The following is an 18961-nucleotide window of genomic DNA, read 5'->3' as shown; positions in this document are numbered from 1 at the left end:
CGCGCCGTCCAGACCATTACCGGCGGGCCGACTTCGGATCACGTGAATTCCGATCTTCGCTCCGAAATCGACTCGGATCAGACCATGACGGCTACCCCGACGGCACTTTCCGTGGCGATCGGTGAACGGCATGTGACATCGCTCGTAGTGACGCGAAAATGACTGAACAACCACGGCATGAGCCAGGGCCGGGTCGGTTAGTTTTCCGGTCCGGTGTACGGGACTCCATTGGCGACCCCCGACACCCGGAGGAGATCCCCCGCCGTCGCCGGAGGAGACAGACCCATGACCGTCCCCGCGCAGCGGGTCCGTCGACGGCCCTCCAGCCGCGTGCTGCCGCTGCTGCTCGTCGTGGCGATGCTGGCGCCGGTGGCCTTCCTCTTCGCGCAGCACCACCGGCTCACCGGCGACGACCGGGACCTGGCGGTCCGGGAACGACTCGGCGTCGAGTACCTGCGCGCGCTCGGCCCGGTGACCGAGGCGCTGGTGGACGCCCAGTCCGCCGCGGTGGCCGGCCGCCCCGCCGGCCGCGACGCGCTGGACCGGGCCGTCCGGGACGCCGCCCGGGTCGACGTGCGCATCGGCGACGAGCTGCGCACCCACGAGCGGTGGGCCGGCCTGCGCGCCAAGCTGGAGGCGCTGCCGGAGCGGCCGCTCACCGACCCGGAGGCCGCCTTCGTCGCGTACGGGGAGGTCACCGACCTGCTGCTGGCCCTGCATCGCAAGGTGCGGGAGAGCTCCGGTCTGGTCCGCGACCCCCGGCAGGACTCCTTCTTCCTCCAGGACAGCATCGGCCTGGACCTGCCGACCGCGATGGTCGCCGCCGGCCGGCTCGCCGACCTGAGCGCGCTCGGGGCCACCCGGCCGGCCGCCGAACGCGCCCGCACCCAGGGTGAACTGGCCGAGCTGCGGGTCGGCGCGCTCGCCTCCGCCACCGACCTGGTCGCCGACCTGCGCGAGGCGGTGGACAGCTCGGAGAGCACCGACCTCGGTCCCAACGTGCTCACCCCGCTGGACACCTACCAGCGTGCCGTCGAGGCGCTCGCCGCCTTCTCCGGGCCGAGCGCCGGGTCGAAGACCGGGCTCGCCGACCCCGGCCAGGTCGCCGCCGCCCGGCTCAACGCGCAGTCCGCCGCCCGGCAGCTCCAGCCGGTCATCCTCGACCAGCTCGACGCGCTGCTGAAGGAGCGGATCGAGTCGTACGACCGGGACCGCCGGCTGGCCGCCGGGGCCGCCGCCACGGCGGTGCTGCTCGTGCTGGTCCTCGCCGGCGTGCTGATCGCCGCGTACCGGCGGGCGCGGCGGCACGCCGCCGAGGCCCGGCGCGCGGGCGACAGCGACACCGGCACGGTTCCCGAGCCGCAGCGCTGGGCGCCGCCGGCGGCGGAGCGGAGCATCCGCCCGGAGGACCACCGGCTGCTCCAGCCGGCCGGCTCGGGCCGCGACGGCGGATCCGAACGCTGGGGGACCTTCGATGCTGCTCGGTAGGCTCCGGATCCGGGGAAAGCTCGCCCTGCTGGTCTTCATCCCGCTGCTCAGCACGGTCGGGCTGGCCGTACCGGTGGTGCTCGACCGGGTCGCCGCCGCCCAGCGGGCCGGCGAGACCGCCGACACCGTACGGCTCGCCAGCCGGATCGGCAGCCTGGTCCAGGACCTCCAGCAGGAACGCGTCATGTCGGTAGGGCTGCTGCTCGGCCGGGTGCAGCGCAGCGAGCTGATCCAGAAGGCGGCCACGGTGGACGACCGGGTCGCCGACCTGCGCGCCGACTACGCCGGCCGGCTCTCCGCCGAGACCACGGCCGCCCTGGACGGGGTGCACAAACTGGCCGAGCTGCGCACCCTGGTGCTCACCCGCGCCGCCACCCCGACCCAGGTCATGGAGGCGTACGGGCCGATCGACATGGCCCTGATCGACTCGTTGGAGCTGCCGTCGAAGGTGGACACCACCGTCCCCGCCGGGCGGCAGGTGCTGGCGCTGGACGCGCTGCTGCGGGCCGACGAGGGGCTGGGCGCCTGCGCCACCCTGATCGTGCTGGTCAAGGCGACCAGCAACCCGCGGGTGTCCGCCTCCTACATCGCCTGCATGGCCGCGCTCCAGGTGGACAACCTGCGGTTCCGCAGCCTGATCACCCCGGAGCAGTACCAGCTCGCCCTGCTGGACGACGCGGCGGTGGCCGCCCGGACCAGCCCGACCTTCCTCGTCGACAGCGTCCAGGACCCGATCGCGGCGATCCGGGACGTCCCGCTGGACGCGCTCTTCCCGTCGGTCCGCTCGATGATCACCCTCGGCCAGTTCGTGGAGAAGAAGGTCGTCGCCGACGTCATCGCCCAGACCACCGCCGACAAGCGCTGGGCGCTCACCACGGCCTGGCTGGTGGCCGGGGCGGCCGGACTGGTCCTGCTGACCGTGGTGCTGCTCAGCGTCGCGGTGGCCCGTACGGTCGCCCAGCCGCTGACCCGACTCACCCGCTCCGCCGACCGGGTGGCCCGGGTCGCCGAGGCCGAGCTGGTGCGGGTCGCCGACGACGAGTCCGACACCGGCCCTCCGGTACGCCTCGACCCGGTCGACGTCCGGGCCCGGGACGAGATCGGCGACCTGGCCCGCGCCTTCGAGCGGGTGCAGAGCACCGCCGCCCGGCTGGTCGAGCGGCAGGTGGCCGGCCGGCGCAACGTGGCGCAGATGTTCGGCCACGTCGGACGGCGTACCCAGAACCTGGTCGGCCGGCAGATCGCGCTGATCGACCGGCTGGAGCGGCAGGAGACCGACCCGGGCCGGCTGGCGCACCTGTACCGGCTGGACCACATCTCCAGCCGGCTGCGCCGCAACGCGGGCAGCCTGGTGGTGCTCTCCGGTGCGACCGGCAGCGACGGGCACGTCGCCCCGGTGCCGCTGGCCGACGTGGTACGGCTGGCGCTGGGCGAGATCGAGGACTACACCCGGGTCGACGTGCGGGTGCCGGCCGAGGTCTCCGCCGCGCCCGCCATCGCCGGCGACCTGGTGCTGGCGTTGGCCGAGCTGATGGAGAACGCCACCGTCTTCTCCCCGCCGCACACCCGGGTGGTGGTCTCCGGCGAGCTGACCGAGATCGGCGCCCGGCTCTGCGTGGTGGACCGGGGCATCGGCATGACCGAGGACCGGCTGGCCGAGGAGAACGCCCGGCTGACCCGCCGGGAGCGGCTGGACCTGGCCCCCACCGAGGTGCTCGGCCTCTTCGTGGTGGGCCGGCTGGCCCGCCGGCACGGCTGGACGGTGCGCCTCGCCCCGACCGCCGGCGGCGGGGTCACTGCCCGGCTGGACGTGCCGCACCCGCTGCTGGTGGTACGGCCGGCCGACCCGGCCGGCGCGACCGCGGCGCGGGCCGCCGTACCGGCTCGGGACCGGTGGTCGCCGGCCGCCGCGATCGACCCGGCCCGGCCCGGCCGCGCACTCACCGCGGCGCCGGCCGACAGCCCGGCCGCCACCTTCGATCCCGCGCTGCTGAGCCGGGCCACCCGCACGATGGCGGCCGGCGGATCCTGGGACGCGTTCGGTGCCGGGGCGGCACCGACCGGGGGCACCGCGTTCCTGGAGATCCGGCAGCCCGACGAGGTCGCCGGCCGGCCCGCGCCGACCGGTGCGGACGTGCCGGTCGCCGGCCGGCCGCCGGCCTCCGCGCCGCAGTCGGTGGAGCTGTCGCTCGCGCCGTCGCTCTTCGCGCCGGCGGCCGACCCACCGTGGGCGGAGGCGCCGCCCGTCCCGGCGGCGCCCGCGCCGTCGCTGTTCGCGCCGGCCCCGCCGTCCTGGCCACCGCCCGGCGGGGCCGGGGCGCCGACGGTCCGGCAGCGGGTGCCGGGGGCGACCCTGCCACCGGCCGAGCCGGCGGTCGGCCCGGTGGACGCCACCGGCGCGGACCCGGACGCCGCCCGGACGCTGGTCGAGCAGTTCCAGTCCGGGGTACGCCGGGCCGAGCAGCCCGGCTGGGCCGACCTCGGCGCCACCCCGGGCCGGCCACGGCTGAACCGACGGGTGCCCGGGGCCAACCTGGCGGTCACCCCGCCGCAGCAGGCCCCGGTGAGCCAGCCGCCGCAGGACCCGACCGAGGTCCGGGAGCTGATCAGCCAGTTCGAGGCGGGCGTCGCCCGGGCTCTGCGTGAAGTCCACACCGACCACCGCCACGACGAAGAGGAATCATCACGGTGACCAGCCCCTTCCTGCACGACAACGTCGACCACCCGACCCACGCCGGGCCCGACCTCAGCCCGGAGGCGCGCACCTTCAACTGGCTGCTGGACTCGTTCACGTCGAGCACCGCCGGCGTCCTGGAGGCGATCGCCGTGTCCTCGGACGGGCTGCTGATGGCCATGTCGGCCATCAAGGACCGGTCCAACGCCGAGCGGCTCGCCGCCGTCGTCTCCGGCATGACGAGCCTGGCCGGCGGCGCGGCGAGCTGGTACGCCCTCGGCGGCCTGAACCGGGTGATCGTGGACATGGCCGACGGCTACCTGCTGATCAGCGCGATCAGCAGCGGCTCGGTGCTCGGTGTCGTCGCCGACCGGTCGGCCAACCTGGGCACCGTGGCGTACGAGATGACCCTCTTCGCCGGGCGGGCCGGCGGCGCCCTCAGCCCGACCCTCATCGCCGAGCTGAAGAACGCCGTTCAGCAATGACCCCGCAGGCCGCCGGCGAGGAACCGGAACCGGACCCGATGGTCCGGATCCGTCCCTACCTGCGGACGCCGGCACCGACCGGCGGGGGCGTACCGGCGACGAGGCCGGCGCCCGGGCCCGACCCGCGGGCCGAGCGGCCGGCCGGCCCGCGCCCGTTCGTGCTCACCGCCGGGCGGGTCACCGGCACCGACCCGGCGATCGGTCTGGAGACCCAGGTGACGGCCCGACCAGGCGGCAACCCGTGGACGGCCACCCCGGCGGCCCGGCTCGCCCCGGAGTTGCAGGCGATCATCGCGCTCTGCGGTGAACCGATCTCGGTCGCCGAGATCTCCGCCCGGATGCGGATGCACTTCGGCGTGGCCTGCGTCCTGGTCGGCGACCTGCGGGCCGCCGGCCACCTCGACGTGCACGTCGGGGACGTCGACGACGCCCTCGACCCCGACATCATCCTGCGAGTGATTGATGGACTCCGTGCGATCTCCTGAATGGCCGGTCGCCCCGCCGGGCGGGATCTCTTCGAACAGCGCCGCCACCCGCTACGGCAGCCCGGTGGGCGGTGGGCAGGACGTACCGCCCGCGCCGCCCGCGGCCCCGCCGCCGCCGTACCGGCCGCCGGCCGCCGCGGGCAGGGCGGCCCGGACCGCGCCGGGTGGCCGGCCGCCGATCCCGGTGAAGATCCTGATCGCCGGGGGCTTCGGCGTCGGCAAGACCACCACGGTCGGCGCGATCTCCGAGATCGCCCCGCTGACCACCGAGGCGTCGATGACCAGCGCGGGCATCGGCGTGGACGATCCGGGCGTACGGAGCGCGAAGACCACCACCACGGTGGCGATGGACTTCGGCTGCGTCACCATCGACCGCAGCCTCAAGCTCTACCTGTTCGGCACGCCCGGCCAGGCCCGGTTCGGGTTCATGTGGGAGGACCTGGCCCGGGGCGCGCTCGGCGCGCTGGTGGTGGTGGACAGCGCGCGGCTGGACGACTGCTACCCGGCCATCGACTTCTTCGAGCGGGCCGGGCTGCCGTTCGTCGTCGGGGTGAACGCCTTCGACGGACGGCTGGCGCACGACCTGGGGGCGATCCGGTGGGCGCTGGCGATCGGCGACCACGTACCGCTGGTGCGGTTCGACGCCCGGGACCGGATCTCGGTGCGGGACGCGCTGCTGGTCGTCCTGGACCGCGCGCTGGACCGGGCCACCCGGGAGAGGGGGACGTGAACCTCCTCGCTGGTACGACCCGTTCATCAGGAGAAGGGGGACGTGATGAGAGGTGGTCTGGACGAGACGCTGGCCCGGCTGGCCCGCCGGGAGGAGGCGCTGCGGCGCCGGGCGGGCGAGCCGGGCGAGGAGGCCGGGGCGTCGACCGTCGCCTTCGAGGCGACCGGCCACCCCGGGGGGTCGGACGGCCCGGGGTGGGACGGGGCCGGCCGGCCGGAGGTGGCGCAGACCGGCGTGGGACGGTCCGCCGTCGACGGGCGCGACCCGGTGGAGGAGGTCGCCGAGGCGGTCCGCCGGGTGGTGGCCGAGCACCCCGGGTTGTCGGTCGTCGTGCGGGTGGAGCACGAGGGCCGGACGTACCCGCTGCGGGTCGACTGGGCGGACACGGCGGTGACGGTCGCCGCGGAGAACACGGCCACGCCCCCGCCGCCCTGGCCGAGGCCGGTCAACACCGGGCCGGTGTGGTCGGCGGGCCGGGACGGGACGAGCGCCGACCAGGCGGCCCGGCTGGCCGAGATGGTCCGCCGGGACCCGTCGCTGCTCGCCGACGACCAGTGACGTGACGGCCGGGCGGGCCGTGTCGGGGGCCGCTACTGTCGGGCGGTGGCCGAACCGGACCTGACCCTCACCGCGAGCCTGCGGCCTGCCGCGCTGGACGCCCGACGGGGCATCGTGCGGCTGCACCCGGAGGTGCTGACCGCGCTGGCGTTGCGCCCCGGCGACCCGGTGCGGCTGGTCGGCCGGCGGGTGACCGCCGGCATCGTGGCGCCCGCCGAGCCGACCGCGAGCGCCGCCCTGCTCTACGCCGACGATCTGGTACTGGGCAACCTCGGGCTGCGCGACGGTGGCCGGGTGACGATCGGGCCGGTGCCGGTGGTCCCCGCCCGCCGGGTGACGCTGAGCGGCCCGGTGGCGGTGGTGGCCGCGGTGTCGCCGGAGATGCTGCGGCTCGCCCTGCTGGGCAAGATGGTCACCCCCGGCGACGACGTCTCCCTGCTGCCGCAGGACGTGCTGCCGGACGCCTCGGTGCGCAGCCTGGTCGAGGCCGCGCGGCGCAGCCTCGCCAACACCGTCGGGTACGCCTGGACCAGCACCCTGCTCACCGTCGTGGACGCCGAGCCGGACGCGGGCGCGCTGGTCACCATGGACACCGTGGTCGGCTGGGAGCACGGGCCGGCCACCCACGGCTCGCCGGGACCGGCCCGCCCCACCACCGCCCGCCTCGCACCCGGCTCGGCGCCGGGCGCCCACCCCACGACCGGGACCGGCCGGAACGGCACGACCCAGGACCCGACCGGGACGCTCCGGTACCGGAACGGCCCCAGCCTGGACGGCACCGGGCTGGACGGCAGCGGGACGGCCGCGGCGGACGAGGCGCCGCACGTGGACGAGCTGCCCGGGCTGCGTACCCAGGCCGAGGAGTTGACCGAGCTGCTCGACCTCGGCTTCCACCACCGCGAGGTGCTGGGCCGGCTCGGCACCACCGTCTCACTCGGCGTGCTGCTCAGCGGGCCGGCCGGCTCGGGCAAGTCGGCGCTGGTCCGGGCGGTCGCCGCCGCCGTCGGCGCACGGGTGCGCCCGCTCTGGGCGCCCGAGCTGGCCGCGCTGAGCAACGACGCGGCGGCCCGCCGGCTCCGCGAGGCCGCCACCGAGGTACGCGCCGGCGGGCCAGCCGTGCTCCTGGTCACCGACGTGGAGGCGCTGGCCCCGGCCGAGGAGCCCGGTCCACTGGCCACCGTGTTCCGCCAGGCGATCGTCGAGACCGTCCGCGCCGGGGCCGCAGTGGTCTGCACCACCTCCCGTCCCGAGGCGGTCGACCCGGCGCTGCGCGCCCCGGACCTGCTCTCCCTGCGGATCACCGTCCCGCTGCCCGATCCGGCGCTGCGTCGCGAGCAGCTCACCGTGCTGACCCGGCAGGTGCCACTGGCCGAGGACGTGCGGCTGGACGAGGTCGCCGGCCGTACCCCCGGTTTCGTCGCCGCCGACCTGGCCGCGCTGGTGCGCGAGGCCGGAGTGCGCGCGGCCCTGCGGCAGAAGGCCGTCGAGCGGCCGACGGTGGCGATGGCCGATTTCACGGCGGCGCTGGAGGTGGTCCGGCCGACCACGATGGCCGCGTCCACCCTGGAGCTGGCCTCGGTCACCCTGGACGACGTCGGCGACCTGGTCGAGGTGAAGCAGACCCTCACCGAGTCGGTGCTGTGGCCGTTGACCTATCCGGACACCTTCGCCCGGCTGGGCGTGCAGCCGCCCCGGGGCGTGCTGCTCTACGGGCCGCCCGGATGCGGCAAGACCTACCTGGTGACGGCGCTGGCCGGGTCCGGCCGGGCGAACGTGCTGTCGGTGAAGGGCGCGGAACTGCTCTCCAAGTGGGTCGGCGAGAGCGAACGCGCCGTCCGGGAGCTGTTCCGCCGGGCCCGCGAGGCCGCGCCCACGCTGGTCTTCCTCGACGAGGTGGACGCGCTGGCCCCGGTGCGCGGCCAGGCCAGCGACGGGGGTACGACCGACCGGGTGGTCGCCGCGCTCCTCACCGAGCTGGACGGGGTGGAGGCGCTGCGCAACGTGGTGGTGGTCGCCGCGACCAACCGGCCGGACCTGGTCGACCCCGCACTGCTGCGCCCCGGGCGGCTGGAACGGCTGGTCTACGTGCCGCCGCCGGACGGTCCCGCCCGGGCGGAGATCCTGCGCGCCGCGTCCCGGACCGTGCCGCTCGCGCCGGACGTGGACCTCGCCGCGCTCGGCGGGAAGCTGGACGGCTTCTCGGCGGCGGACTGCGCCGCGCTGGTCCGGGAGGCCGCGCTGGCCGCGATGCGCGAGTCGCTGGCCGCGTCCACGGTCACCGCCGCGCACGTGGCCACCGCGCGGCGGCGGGTGCGCCCCTCACTCGACCCGGCGCAGGTGGCCTGGCTGGCCGCGTACGCGGAGAAGCAGGCGGCACGCTGACGGGCACCCGTCGAGGGCGTCCGGGGCGCTCAGTCGGTGGGCAGCAGCGGGCCCAGCGGGCCGAGGTCGAGGTTGAGGTCCTCGGGGGCGAGGCCGAAGTACTGGCGCAGCTCGGTCATCTGCTCCTCCAGCGCCATCAGCGTGGCGCCCACCCGTTCGATCTGCTCCTCGGTGAGGTCGCCGAGGTCGACCCGGCGCAGCGCCTGCCGTTCCATCAGCTGGCGCAGCAGCTCGATCACGGTTAGCACGAGGCTGGCCAGCCCCCGCTCGACGGAGTCCCGGTCGACGGCGAGCCGCCGGTCCAGCGGCGTCACCCGGGGGGCCTGCCAGGCGGCCGTCTCGCCGAGGGCCGCGGCCAGGTCGGCTGCCTCGTCCCGGCGCGGCCCCGGCCCGGTCACCCGACCTCCTCGGGCAGCACCACGACACCGGGCGACCCGACCGCACCGGGCGGCGCCTCCCCGAGCGGATCGGGCAGCTCGGGCGGGGTGAGCGCGCCGACCGACGCGACCAGCGCGCGCAGCGAGATGCGGACCAGGTCGATGTCGGCGATGGCCAGGGTGATGTCGCCGGAGATCACCACACCGGTGGCGAGCACCCGGTCGAGCAGGTCGACCAGCGCCACCGGGCGGTAGGCCAACGGGTCGTCGGCACTGCTCGGGGCGAGCGAGGTGGTCACCACGCCGGCTCCCGCCGCACCAGGTGCGCGGGCTCCTCCGGACCGTCCGCCGCCACGAAGGAGTACGGCGGCCACGGGCCGGTCAGCTCCAGCCGGATCTCCGGATGCCGGTCGGCGAGTTCCCGGACCAGCGCGGCGAAGCCCGCCACCCCGGCGGTCTCCACCAGGTACGCGCCGTTGAGCACCATGGCGGTCGGGGCGCCGGAGAGCCGCCGGTCCTGGGGAGCGTGCCGGCGCGCGGCGGCGGCGTACCCGGCGAGGGCGGCGTGCACCGCCGCGGCGGCCTCCCCGGCGATCCGCTGCCCCTCGTCGCGGGCGGTCAGCTCGGCCCGGCGCCGCCGCAGGTACGCCGCGCCCGCCCCGCCCCCGCCGTCGTTCGCCTCGGTGCGGGGCAGGGCACCCGGCACCACGTACCCCTTCACCCCCCACTCGCCGCGGCCGGTCAGCCGGTCCAGCGTCGCGGCCAGCTCGGCCTGCCGCTCGGCGAGCATGGCGGCGACCCGGGTGTCGTCGTGGTGCACGGTGGCCAGCCGGGCCGGCACCACCGCGCCGGCCCGGCTGAGCGCGTCCACCACCGCGTGGTGCGCCCGCGCCGCGCGCTCCAGCCAGGCCAGGTCCTCCAGGTTGCGGCGCAGCGCCTCCTCGCCGTACTCGGTCAGCGGCGCGGCGCTGACCACCGCCGCCAGGCCGGCGGCCCGGACGGCCCGCACCGGCCCACCGTCCATGCCGGGGACCGCGGCCAGAGCGGCCGGGTCCGGGTCGCGGACCACACCGTGCAGCCAGGCGCCGACGGTGACCGCCGGATCAAGTGCCGTACTCATTCCACCCCTCCCGTGCGGCCGCCCGCCGGGCCACCCGGGGCCGGCGTTCCGCCTCCACCTGCTCCGGGTCGCGCGGCCCCGGCTCGACCGGCGGGCGGGCCTTCGAGCTGAGCCACGGATCGTGCTCCCACCAGTCGATGCCGATCTGCCGCGCGGTGTCCACCGAGGCGATGACCAGCCGCAGCTTCAACGTCAGCAGCTCGATGTCGAGCAGGCTGACCCGGATGTCGCCGGCGATCACGATGCCCCGGTCGAGCACCCGTTCGAGGATGTCGCCGAGGTTGGCCGGCTCGTGCCCGGCGCCCATCACCTGGCCGGTGTTCTGCACCACCGCTGGCCGCGGACTGGTCATCTCAACCCCCGTCGCCCTTGCCCCGCTGGTAGCGGCGCGTCCGCCGGTAGCCCAGCAGGCCACCCGCCATGTCGAGTTCGACCTCGTAGAGGCCGAGCAGGTCGGTGGAGGCCGGGATGCGGTGGTCCTCCACCACCTCCACCCCGACCAGCCAGCCGTCGTCGGTGGGCTGGATCGAGGTGACGCCGAGCGGGTCCTTGCCGGTCAGGCCGACGAGCTGGCGCAACCCCTCGCGGGCCGCCTCGGCGGCCGAGACCGGCTCGTAGTCCTCGTCGTCGTACCGCTCGTCCTGCCGCACCGGCTCCTGCCGGCGCTCGCGGTCGCCGTCTCCCCGGGCACGTCCTGGGGCCATCCCGCTCACCTCCCTCGCCGTCGGTCGGGGTCGTCCCGCCGGTCCACCGGCCGTGCCTGACCCGCCGCGCGGCGGCGGGCGGGCGGCCGCCGGGGCGGGCGGGCCGGCGCGGCGGCGGTGTCCGCCCCGCGGCCGCCGCCGGCACCGGTCAACCGGTCCAGGACCCGCTGCTGTCCCCGGTCCCGTTCTTCCGGGGTGATGTCGCCGGCGTCCGCCGCCCGGTCCAGCTCCTCCAGCTCGCGCCGGATGTTGGCCGGGTCGTACTGCCGCGACTCCGCCTCCCGGGCGATCACCTTGACCACCGAGGTGAGCCCCCGCACCGGGGCGTACGGCAGGGTCAGCAGCGTCCAGAGGATGTCCACCGGTCACTCCACCAGTTGGTGCGCGCTGACGAAGTCGTACGGGGCGAGCGGCCCGAGCAGCCGCATCCGGATCAGGTCCCGGCGCTGCTCGGCGAACTCCTCCAGCACCCGGACGAACTCCTCCTCGTCGTCGGCGTCGATCAGGAAGGCGACGTTCATCGCGTCCAGCTCGCTGCTCGGCAGGCGCGGCGCGTGCGCCACCGCGTACGGGGTGAGCGTGTCGATCAGCGCCCGGTTCTCCGCCTCCCGGCGCAGCTCCACCCCTTGACTGATCATCTCGCCCAGCCGGATCCGCTCCTCCCGGCTCTCCGCCTCCGGCCGGCCGCGCACCTGGTCGGCGAGCGCCGCGGCGGAGGGGTTCTCGGCCAGGAAGTCGCTGATCATCTCCTCCTCGTCGAAGCGGCCGTGCACGGTGTACTGCACCCGGTCCTCGAACTCGTCGAGGGCGGCGGCGAACCGGTCGTGGTGGGCCTCCAGCAGATCCTCGACCGCGTCCGGCCCGGTCACCACCGTGCCGAACCGCACCGGCAGCACCGGCGCGACGGCCGCCGTCCCGTCCAGCAGCGTCTGGTACGCGGTCAGGTCGGCGGGGCGGCCCAACGGCTCCACCAACCCGACCTCGCTGACCAGCGCCGCCAGCTCGCCGTGCCGGATCGCGGCCACCTCGCCCGGCGGGTCGCCGACCCCTTCCGCGTCCGGGGTCGGCTCCACGTCGGACGGCACGATGCCGTAGATGAACAGCCCGAGCTCGCCGCCCGGCTGAGCCTGCTCGTCAGTCATCTCACCGCTCCTCGTCCCGGCGCCGGCGTGGCCGTTCCCGCTGCCGGTCCCGGCCGCGGTCGCCCAGCGAGTCCGCCACCGCGCCGCTGATCTCCTGGGCCGCCTTGCCGAGGCCGGAGATCGCCTTGCCCTTGGTCGCCGCACCGGCCGCGTCCCCCACCAGGTCAGGCAGGCCCTTCTGGTTCTTCGGGGTGATGCTCAGCCGGTCGACCGCCTCGGCGAACCGCAGGTACGTCTCCACGCTGGCGATCACGATCCGAGCGTTGATCTCCAACAACTGGATGCCGACCACGGCGACCGAGACCTGGGCGTCGATCACCACGCCCTTGTCCAGCACCGTCTCCACCACGTCGGCGAGGTTGCTCCCGCCGGCACCGCCTCCGGCGCGTTCCAGGGCGCTACCGCCCTGGGCGCCGCTCGTCGTCGCGATCGTCACTGGCCACGCTCCTCACGCCGGCGGCGGACCACCGGGCGACGCGGGGGCTCCGGGGCACGTCGGGCCGCCGGGCGAGGGCGCTCCGCTCCTCCCGCGGAGGCTGGGGTCGGCGGGCCCGTTCGGGTCGCCGGCGTGGCGGGGGCGGCGGCTCCTCCTCGGGCTCCGCCTCGTCGTACCCCTCGTCGTAGTCCTCGCCCTCGTCGTACGCGTCGTACTCGTCCGCCGGGGGCCGGCGGCGCTCCGGCGGTCGACGGCGGCCGCGCTCGGCGGGCCGGCGCTCCTCCTCGGGCTCCTCCGGCTGCTCCTCGGCCTCCTCGGCCCGGCCCCGCTGCTCCTGCTCCTCGCGGGCCTCCTGCTCCTCGCGCAGCGCGGTCTCGTGGTCCTTGACCACCTGGGAGTCCTCGATCTCGCCCCGCCAGCCCTCGACGGAGTCCGGGTCGAGCACGGTGCTGGTCATCACGTGCCGGACGAAGTGCTTCAGCTCCAGCCGGACCCGTCGGCCCTGGGCGCGCCAGAGATTGCCGGTGTGCTCGAAGAGCCCCTGCGGGTGGTACTCCAGGACCACCAGGATGCGGGTCAGGTCGGGGGTCACCTCGTGGAAACTGACGGTGCCGTCCACCGAACCCTTCTCACCCTTGGACCGCCAGTGGATGAGCCGGTCCGGGATCTGCCGGACGATGGTCGACTCCCAGCTCCGGTGCGACCAGAAGACCTGCGCCTTCCAGGTCATCTTCTCGTCCGACTCGCAGTCGGCCTGCTCGACCTTCTTCATGAAGCTCGGGAAGTCGCCGAACTGGGTCCACTGGTTGTACGCGACCCGGACCGGCACGCCGACCTCGATCGTCTCGACGATGTTGGTGACCTTGAGCTTCTTGCCGCCGCCCTTGCCACCCTTGCCGCCGCCACGACCGAACACCGACATCACCTTCTCCTTACCGCCGGCCAGGCCGGCCCGGAACATGGCCTGCACGGGGGATTTGCCCTCGGCGAGCTGCTGCGCGCCGGTGGCGGCGGCGATCAGGCCGGGGCCGCCGCCCTGTTTCGCGTACTCGCTGAGCCGGCCGGTGGCGCCGGTGATCCGCTCGGTGACCACCGAGACGGCCCGCTCGCCGATCGCGGACGCCAGGTCCCGCAGGTCGGCGCCGAGCTGCTCCTTCGCCCGGTTGGCCAGGGCGCCGGGATCGTTGGCCGCCATGGTCACCGCCCCCGCTTCGACGTCGCCGGGTCGGTGCCGCCCTCACCCGGCTGCGGCTGGTCGCCCAGCTCCTGCTCCTCGTCGGGCGCGGACCGCTGACCGTCGTCGCCCCCACCTCCGCCGGACCTGCGGCGCAGGGCGTCCGCGCTGCCGCGCAGCTTGCCGCTGATGGCGTCGATGCCGCTGCCGGCGGCGGCGGTCGCGGCGGCCTTGCCGGCCGAGGCGAGTGGGCTGCCCAGCTTGCCGAGGCCCGCCAGGTGGGGGGCCGAGGTCAACAGGTCGCCGCCGCGCTTGAGCAGGTGGGGATCACGGCTGGCCCGCCCGGCGGCGACGGCGGCGGCCAGGGTGAGGGCGGTACGCAGCTTCTTCCGCCGGCCGAGGACGTATCCGAGGCCGACCGCGAGGCCGACCCGCATTCCGCTCTTCATCGGTTCTCCTTCACTCCCCGGTGGTCGGGACGACCCGTCTCCACCGAGGGCCGGAAACCAGCACCGGGGAAATGCGCACGGCGGTCCTGCGTCGGGACGTCCCGTTGTTACGGACCCGGCCGGCAGTACCCGCCCGCCCCGGTGCAAAACATTTCCCGGCAATTCCTGGCCCGATTACGGCAAGGATGGGAAGGAGTCGTCCAGGCGGCAACCAAGGCCACAAACCGGACAGTCAGAGCGCCTCGACCAGGAAGGACGCGAGATAGATCAAACCTCGCGAAGAATTGTCAGAATGCCGGCGGAGTGGAGTCGAGGCAGATTTCGGCGTGAACCTTGTCGCCATTTTCGAGCAGTTTTGCGCCGCATTTCTTCAGCACCTGGACGGCCCCGATGTTGTCCCGGGTGGTGTCCGCGACCACGGCGTGCATGCCGGCTGCGGCGGCCTCGTTGAGCAACTCGCGCAGGGCGCCGACGCCGAGGCCCTGGCCGCGCGCCGAACGCCCGAGCCACATCCCGGTCTCCACCACGCCGGGCTCCTCGCAGCGGCTCATCCGCACCATGCCGACCACCTCGCCACCGGCGACGATCGCGTACATGCGGGTGCGGGTGGGACCGTCGAGCCCGGCGAAGTTGGCCCGGTGGAACTCCCGGAACGCCTCCCGACGGGCCAGCGACCAGCCGGCGGGTGCCTCGACCGGGGGCATCACGTCACCCGCCTCCGCCTCGGCCACCGCTACGGAGAGCAACGGCTCCAGGTTCCGCTCGTCCAGTGGCTCCAGTCGTACCGCACCCGTCACAGTGCCGCAGTCTGCCGGTACCGCCGCCGGTCGTCCAGCCCTTTGGGCCGCGAATGGCCCTCCGGTCTCCAGGTACCGGCCGGTCGTCCCATCGGGGTGTTCCGCGTCACGCTCCGCTGTCGGCGGCCAGCGCCGGCACCGGCCCGGCGCGCCGGCTCAGGTTCGGGACGGGAACTCGCAGAGCACCGCCGAGGCGTCGTCGGCGCGCTTGTGCCGGCGCAGCAGTTCGGGGTGGTCGCGCTCCGCGGCGCGTACCCGGTCGATGAGCGCCCCGGGCCCCTGCGCGGTCACCAGGTCGAGCAGTCCGGCCCAGTCGAACAGGCCGAACTGCTCCACGGCACTGGACGCGCCGTCGGAGAGCAGCACCGCCCGGCGGACCGCGTCCGGCCCGCGCAGCGGCAGGGTTCCGGTGACCGCGTGGTACGCGGCGTCCGGGTTCGTCGCGGCCACCCAGTAACCGTGGGTGCGGTTCATCCGCTCCCGCTGCACCTGCACCGCCTGCCGGAACCGGGTCTCCGCGTCGACCTCCCCGGCCGGCAGTCCCGCCGCGATCCGGCGCAGGTCGGCCAGCGCGTCGTCCAGCCGGTCGTCGGAGATCACCTCGACCCGGCCGCCGACGTCGAGGACCAGCGGGCTGTCGCAGAGCACCAGGTAGTCGACCTCGTCGCCGCCCTCCCGGAGCAGGCAGACGGTCGCCGACGGGGTGCCCGGATGGTCCAGGTCGCAGGCGTCCCCGTGGTCGGCGCGGACCGCCAGCAGTGCTGCGGCGAGGCTGCTCACCAGGGTCGCCGTCGGCCGGGCGGCGACGGCCAGCCCGATCCGGGCGGCCAGGTGGCGGACGAACCACGCGGGCCCGTGCACGCACCCGGTGTCGAAGCCCTCCGGCACGGTCGCCCCGTCGAGGACGCCCACCAGCGGACCGAACCGGAACACCACGTCCTCGTTCTCCGGGCGGCCGGGCGCCGCCACCGAGGCTGACCGCACCCGCATCGCGTACGCCTCGCCGACGGTCCGCACCGTGTGCCCCGCCGGGTGCCGCGCCTCCGGTCCCACCATCAGCCCGCTCCCCTCGCCGTCGTCCGAGCCCGGCTACCCGGCCCGGCCCACGCCATGCCCGTCTCCGGCGCCGCCGGGATTCGGACGAACCCGCCGGTACGCGCCGGTCACCGACGCTAGCGTCGGCACCCGGCGCGGCGTGGCCCGGGCAAACAGCTCACCGGGTGGGCGCCGACCTTCCCCACCACCGGCGGCGGCCTGCGCACGGACGGGAAGTGGTCAGCGCCGGCGGTTGCGGGCCCGCGAGGAGCGCAGCCGGCGCAGCCGCCCGACCAGCACCGGCTCGGCGGCGAGCGCGGCGGGCCGGTCCAGCAGGGCGTTGAGCAGTTGGTAGTAGCGGGTGGCGGAGAGGCCGAAGGTGTCCCGGATGGCCTGTTCCTTGGCCCCGGCGTGCTTCCACCACTGCTGCTCGAAGGCGAGAATCCGCTGCTCCCGCTCGGTGAGGGTGTCCGCCGAGCCCGGTCCGCGCTGCGCGGGCACCGGTTCGGCCGACAACCCCTCGACCTCCGGCCCGTCGTCCGCCATGGCGGCGAGGACGGCGGCGGCGTCGACGGGCTCCGGGGCGTCCTCGACCGGCGGCGCGCTGCGCGGCGGGGGGACGACGGCCCCGGGCCGCTGGTCGGTGACGGCCTGCCCGGACGGCTCCGGCCGGTCGCTGGCGGCGGCGGACGCGTCGGCGGGCATGGTCGCTCCTCACACAGCGCGGACGGCCGGCAACTCCGAACGCCGACCGGGGGGACCCCAGCGTAACCAGGGCCGCTGTCCGGCGCACCCGACGCGCGCCGGGCCCCGCGCGGTGGCGCGGGACCCGGCCGGCGGGTCAGGAGATGTCGCGCCGCCGCATCGTCCAGAGGGCCGCGCCGAGGATCACCGTCAGCCCCACCGCCAGCAGCACCGAGGACTGCTGCCAGGTGATGGTGAGGGTGTCCGGCTTGCACTCCCCGAAGTAGGTGGCCTGGCAGGAGTCCCAGTCCTCCAGGGTGACCTTCTTCTGCATCCAGGCCAGCGCATAAGTGGGCAGCAGCCACGCCGCGGCGAAGCGCACACCCGCCATTTCCAAGAGGATCCCGAGGCCGAACTGGCCGACCACCATCAGGGCGATCACCCCGCCCAGGGCCATCGCGGTGTGCCGTCCCAGGGAGGCGAGCGCGAAGCCGATGGTCGCGGTCACCAGGGCCAGCACCACCCCGCGCAGCCCGCCGAGAGCGAACGACTGCCAGGTGCCGGAGGTCATCTTCGCGGTGCTCCCGCGCAGGTTGGCCACCAGCCAGAAGCTGCCGAACCAGAGCACCGTCGTGGGCACCGCCACCGCGAGCAGGCCGGTGATCAGCGCCGCCAGCTTGGTCAGGAGTACGGTCAACCGCTTCGGCCGCCACAGCAGCAGATTCATCATCCCGCCGGTGCTCCACTCCGCACCGACGAAGGAGGCCCCCACCACGAACCCGACCATCGCCAGGATGGCCGCGAGCGGCAGCAGGGTGTCCCCGAAGTTGGTGCGGAAGTCGAAGGTGGAGGGCAGGAACCACTCCGCCTGGATCGCCTCCCGAGGCGGCGGCTGGATCATCGAGCAGTCATCGGGGAACTGGCCGGGCTGGGCAGTGCCGCTGGTCTTCGCCTTCTCGCACTCGGCGCGATACTGCTCGTTGCTGCGGACGTCCTGCTGCCACTGCTGCTCGGCGGCACGCTCGGCCGTGGCCCGCGTACTCGCGTCGATCTTCTGGTTGGTGAAGAAGACCCCCACCACCACGGCGGTCAGGACCAGCAGTCCCAGCAGGGCCGACCAGCGGGTCAGGCGCCGCTTGGTCAGCCGGCGCAGCTCCGTACGGTAGAGACTCATGCTCCCCAACCTCCTCCGGCGGCGCCAGCCTGCTCCGACCCACCGACCTTCGTGGACTGGTCGACCTGGCGGTGCTGACCGGGCACCGGCGCGGTCGCGGTCAGCTCCAGGAAGACGCTCTCCAGGTCCACCGCGACCGGGGCCAGTTCGCTGACGTACAGGTGCTGCTCGGCGAGGAGCCGGCTGACCGAGGCGGGCTTGTCCACGCCGGCCAGCATCAGGTGGTCGGGGTGCCGGGTCACCGACACGCCGGAACGGTCCAGCAGGTCGGCGGCGGCGGCGAGGTCCTCGGCCGCTTCCAGCCGGACCCGGACCCCGCCGTGCGAGTGCGCGGCGAGCACCTGGTCGACCGGGCCGAAGGCGACCCGCCGGCCCAGCGAGATGATGGTGACCGAGTCGCAGATGAGCTGGATCTCGCCGAGGATGTGGCTGGAGAGCACCACGGTCATCCCGGATTCGGCGAGGGTGCGCATCAGGGTGCGCATCTCCCGGATGCCGCCGGGGTCGAGGCCGTTGGCCGGCTCGTCGAGGATCAGCAGCCTCGGGTTCTTGAGCAGGGCCGAGGCGACCGCGAGCCGCTGCTTCATGCCGAGCGAGTACGTCCTGACCCGCTCACCGGCCCGGTCGCGCAGGCCGACCAGCTCCAGCACCTCGTCGACCCGGTTGATTGGCACGTCGCCGGCGCCGGCGAGCAGCGACAGGGTGTCGCGCGCGGTGAAGTGCGGGAAGAACTGCGGGCTCTCGACGATCGCGCCGACCTGACCGGCCACGGTCGGCAGCGCCGCGGGCACCTCGTGCCCGAGGATGGTCATCCGGCCGCCGTCGGGCCGGATGAGGCCGAGCAGGGTCCGCAGGGTGGTGGTCTTGCCCGACCCGTTGGGGCCGAGGAAGCCGTGCACCTGGCCCGCCTCGACCCGCATGTCGAAGCCGTCCAGCGCGTTGCGGGTGCCCCGCCGGCGGCTCTTGTACGTCTTACGTAGACCTTCGATCTCCAGGACAGCCGACAAGCTGCGCCTCCCCCGATGGTTGGCTCATGACAGCGGTCACCATACTCGGTATGCTCAGGA

General features: G+C 74.9%; 21 protein-coding genes and 2 pseudogenes. 8 read left to right on the top strand and 15 right to left on the bottom strand.

Annotated features, from left to right (window positions below):
• The first annotated feature begins 285 nt into the window (after positions 1-285).
• From ACTMTB_RS01105 to ACTMTB_RS01070, 8 genes and pseudogenes are all read left to right on the top strand, one after another.
• Positions 286-1488, top strand: a complete 1203-nt coding sequence (locus tag ACTMTB_RS01105) for a hypothetical protein (RefSeq protein ID WP_441142077.1) — start codon at positions 286-288, stop codon at positions 1486-1488.
• Complete coding sequence (locus tag ACTMTB_RS01100) at positions 1475-4180, top strand: nitrate- and nitrite sensing domain-containing protein (RefSeq protein ID WP_441142076.1); 2706 nt, start codon at positions 1475-1477, stop codon at positions 4178-4180. The genes ACTMTB_RS01105 and ACTMTB_RS01100 overlap by 14 nt, the downstream gene beginning before the upstream one ends.
• Positions 4177-4647, top strand: a complete 471-nt coding sequence (locus ACTMTB_RS01095) for a roadblock/LC7 domain-containing protein (protein WP_154941519.1) — start codon at positions 4177-4179, stop codon at positions 4645-4647. The genes ACTMTB_RS01100 and ACTMTB_RS01095 overlap by 4 nt, the downstream gene beginning before the upstream one ends.
• Complete coding sequence (locus ACTMTB_RS01090) at positions 4644-5132, top strand: DUF742 domain-containing protein (protein ID WP_441142075.1); 489 nt, start codon at positions 4644-4646, stop codon at positions 5130-5132. The genes ACTMTB_RS01095 and ACTMTB_RS01090 overlap by 4 nt, the downstream gene beginning before the upstream one ends.
• A complete protein-coding gene (locus ACTMTB_RS01085; RefSeq protein WP_441142074.1) occupies positions 5110-5862 on the top strand; it encodes a GTP-binding protein in 753 nt (250 codons plus the stop codon). The genes ACTMTB_RS01090 and ACTMTB_RS01085 overlap by 23 nt, the downstream gene beginning before the upstream one ends.
• 45 nt (positions 5863-5907) lie before the next feature.
• Complete coding sequence (locus ACTMTB_RS01080; RefSeq protein WP_441142073.1) at positions 5908-6420, top strand: hypothetical protein; 513 nt, start codon at positions 5908-5910, stop codon at positions 6418-6420.
• A 45-nt stretch (positions 6421-6465) separates the two neighbouring features.
• A pseudogene (locus tag ACTMTB_RS01075) lies at positions 6466-7093 on the top strand (AAA family ATPase); the annotation flags it as partial.
• 143 nt (positions 7094-7236) lie between these two features.
• A pseudogene (locus ACTMTB_RS01070) lies at positions 7237-8802 on the top strand (AAA family ATPase); the annotation flags it as partial.
• A 29-nt stretch (positions 8803-8831) separates the two neighbouring features.
• On the opposite strand, the gene ACTMTB_RS01065 reads toward ACTMTB_RS01070, so the two are convergent.
• The 15 genes from ACTMTB_RS01065 to ACTMTB_RS00995 form a co-directional block, all read right to left on the bottom strand.
• Positions 8832-9200 carry a gas vesicle protein K gene (locus ACTMTB_RS01065; RefSeq protein ID WP_307848903.1) on the bottom strand — a complete coding sequence of 123 codons (369 nt, stop codon included), beginning with the start codon at positions 9198-9200 and terminating at the stop codon, positions 8832-8834.
• Positions 9197-9481: a gas vesicle protein gene (locus ACTMTB_RS01060; protein WP_441142072.1), complete on the bottom strand. Its 285-nt coding sequence runs from the start codon at positions 9479-9481 to the stop codon at positions 9197-9199. Before ACTMTB_RS01060 ends, ACTMTB_RS01065 begins: the two co-directional genes overlap by 4 nt.
• On the bottom strand, positions 9475-10299 hold the full coding sequence (locus ACTMTB_RS01055; protein ID WP_441142071.1) for a GvpL/GvpF family gas vesicle protein: 825 nt from the start codon (positions 10297-10299) through the stop codon (positions 9475-9477). The genes ACTMTB_RS01060 and ACTMTB_RS01055 overlap by 7 nt, the downstream gene beginning before the upstream one ends.
• On the bottom strand, positions 10283-10651 hold the full coding sequence (gene gvpJ / locus ACTMTB_RS01050; RefSeq protein ID WP_154941509.1) for a gas vesicle protein GvpJ: 369 nt from the start codon (positions 10649-10651) through the stop codon (positions 10283-10285). Before gvpJ (ACTMTB_RS01050) ends, ACTMTB_RS01055 begins: the two co-directional genes overlap by 17 nt.
• Position 10652: 1 nt before the next feature.
• Positions 10653-11003, bottom strand: coding sequence for a gas vesicle protein (locus ACTMTB_RS01045; protein WP_441142070.1), 351 nt, complete (start codon positions 11001-11003; stop codon positions 10653-10655).
• A 5-nt stretch (positions 11004-11008) separates the two neighbouring features.
• Positions 11009-11365, bottom strand: a complete 357-nt coding sequence (locus ACTMTB_RS01040) for a gas vesicle protein GvpG (protein ID WP_441142069.1) — start codon at positions 11363-11365, stop codon at positions 11009-11011.
• 3 nt (positions 11366-11368) lie between these two features.
• A complete protein-coding gene (locus ACTMTB_RS01035) occupies positions 11369-12145 on the bottom strand; it encodes a GvpL/GvpF family gas vesicle protein (RefSeq protein ID WP_441142068.1) in 777 nt (258 codons plus the stop codon).
• 1 nt (position 12146) lies between these two features.
• Entirely contained in the window at positions 12147-12581 is a 435-nt protein-coding gene (gvpJ, locus tag ACTMTB_RS01030) for a gas vesicle protein GvpJ (protein WP_441142067.1), read from the bottom strand.
• A complete protein-coding gene (locus tag ACTMTB_RS01025) occupies positions 12544-13776 on the bottom strand; it encodes an SRPBCC family protein (RefSeq protein ID WP_441142600.1) in 1233 nt (410 codons plus the stop codon). Before ACTMTB_RS01025 ends, gvpJ (ACTMTB_RS01030) begins: the two co-directional genes overlap by 38 nt.
• Before the next feature lie 2 nt (positions 13777-13778).
• Positions 13779-14204 carry a hypothetical protein gene (locus tag ACTMTB_RS01020; RefSeq protein ID WP_441142066.1) on the bottom strand — a complete coding sequence of 142 codons (426 nt, stop codon included), beginning with the start codon at positions 14202-14204 and terminating at the stop codon, positions 13779-13781.
• A 287-nt stretch (positions 14205-14491) separates the two neighbouring features.
• Complete coding sequence (locus ACTMTB_RS01015) at positions 14492-15001, bottom strand: GNAT family N-acetyltransferase (RefSeq protein ID WP_441142065.1); 510 nt, start codon at positions 14999-15001, stop codon at positions 14492-14494.
• Positions 15002-15157: 156 nt separating this feature from the next.
• Positions 15158-16057: a hypothetical protein gene (locus ACTMTB_RS01010; protein ID WP_441142064.1), complete on the bottom strand. Its 900-nt coding sequence runs from the start codon at positions 16055-16057 to the stop codon at positions 15158-15160.
• A gap of 219 nt (positions 16058-16276) precedes the next feature.
• On the bottom strand, positions 16277-16741 hold the full coding sequence (locus ACTMTB_RS01005; protein WP_441142063.1) for a DUF3263 domain-containing protein: 465 nt from the start codon (positions 16739-16741) through the stop codon (positions 16277-16279).
• A gap of 136 nt (positions 16742-16877) precedes the next feature.
• The gene (locus tag ACTMTB_RS01000) at positions 16878-17894 is read right to left on the bottom strand and encodes an ABC transporter permease subunit (RefSeq protein WP_441142062.1); all 1017 of its coding nucleotides are present in this window, start codon (positions 17892-17894) and stop codon (positions 16878-16880) included.
• The gene (locus tag ACTMTB_RS00995; RefSeq protein WP_441142061.1) at positions 17891-18901 is read right to left on the bottom strand and encodes an ATP-binding cassette domain-containing protein; all 1011 of its coding nucleotides are present in this window, start codon (positions 18899-18901) and stop codon (positions 17891-17893) included. Before ACTMTB_RS00995 ends, ACTMTB_RS01000 begins: the two co-directional genes overlap by 4 nt.
• Positions 18902-18961: the final 60 nt, after the last annotated feature.

This window comes from Micromonospora sp. L32 (assembly GCF_052068055.1).
In the GTDB taxonomy this organism is placed as follows: domain Bacteria; phylum Actinomycetota; class Actinomycetes; order Mycobacteriales; family Micromonosporaceae; genus Micromonospora; species Micromonospora purpureochromogenes.
This window is presented reverse-complemented; position numbering and strand designations above follow the sequence as displayed.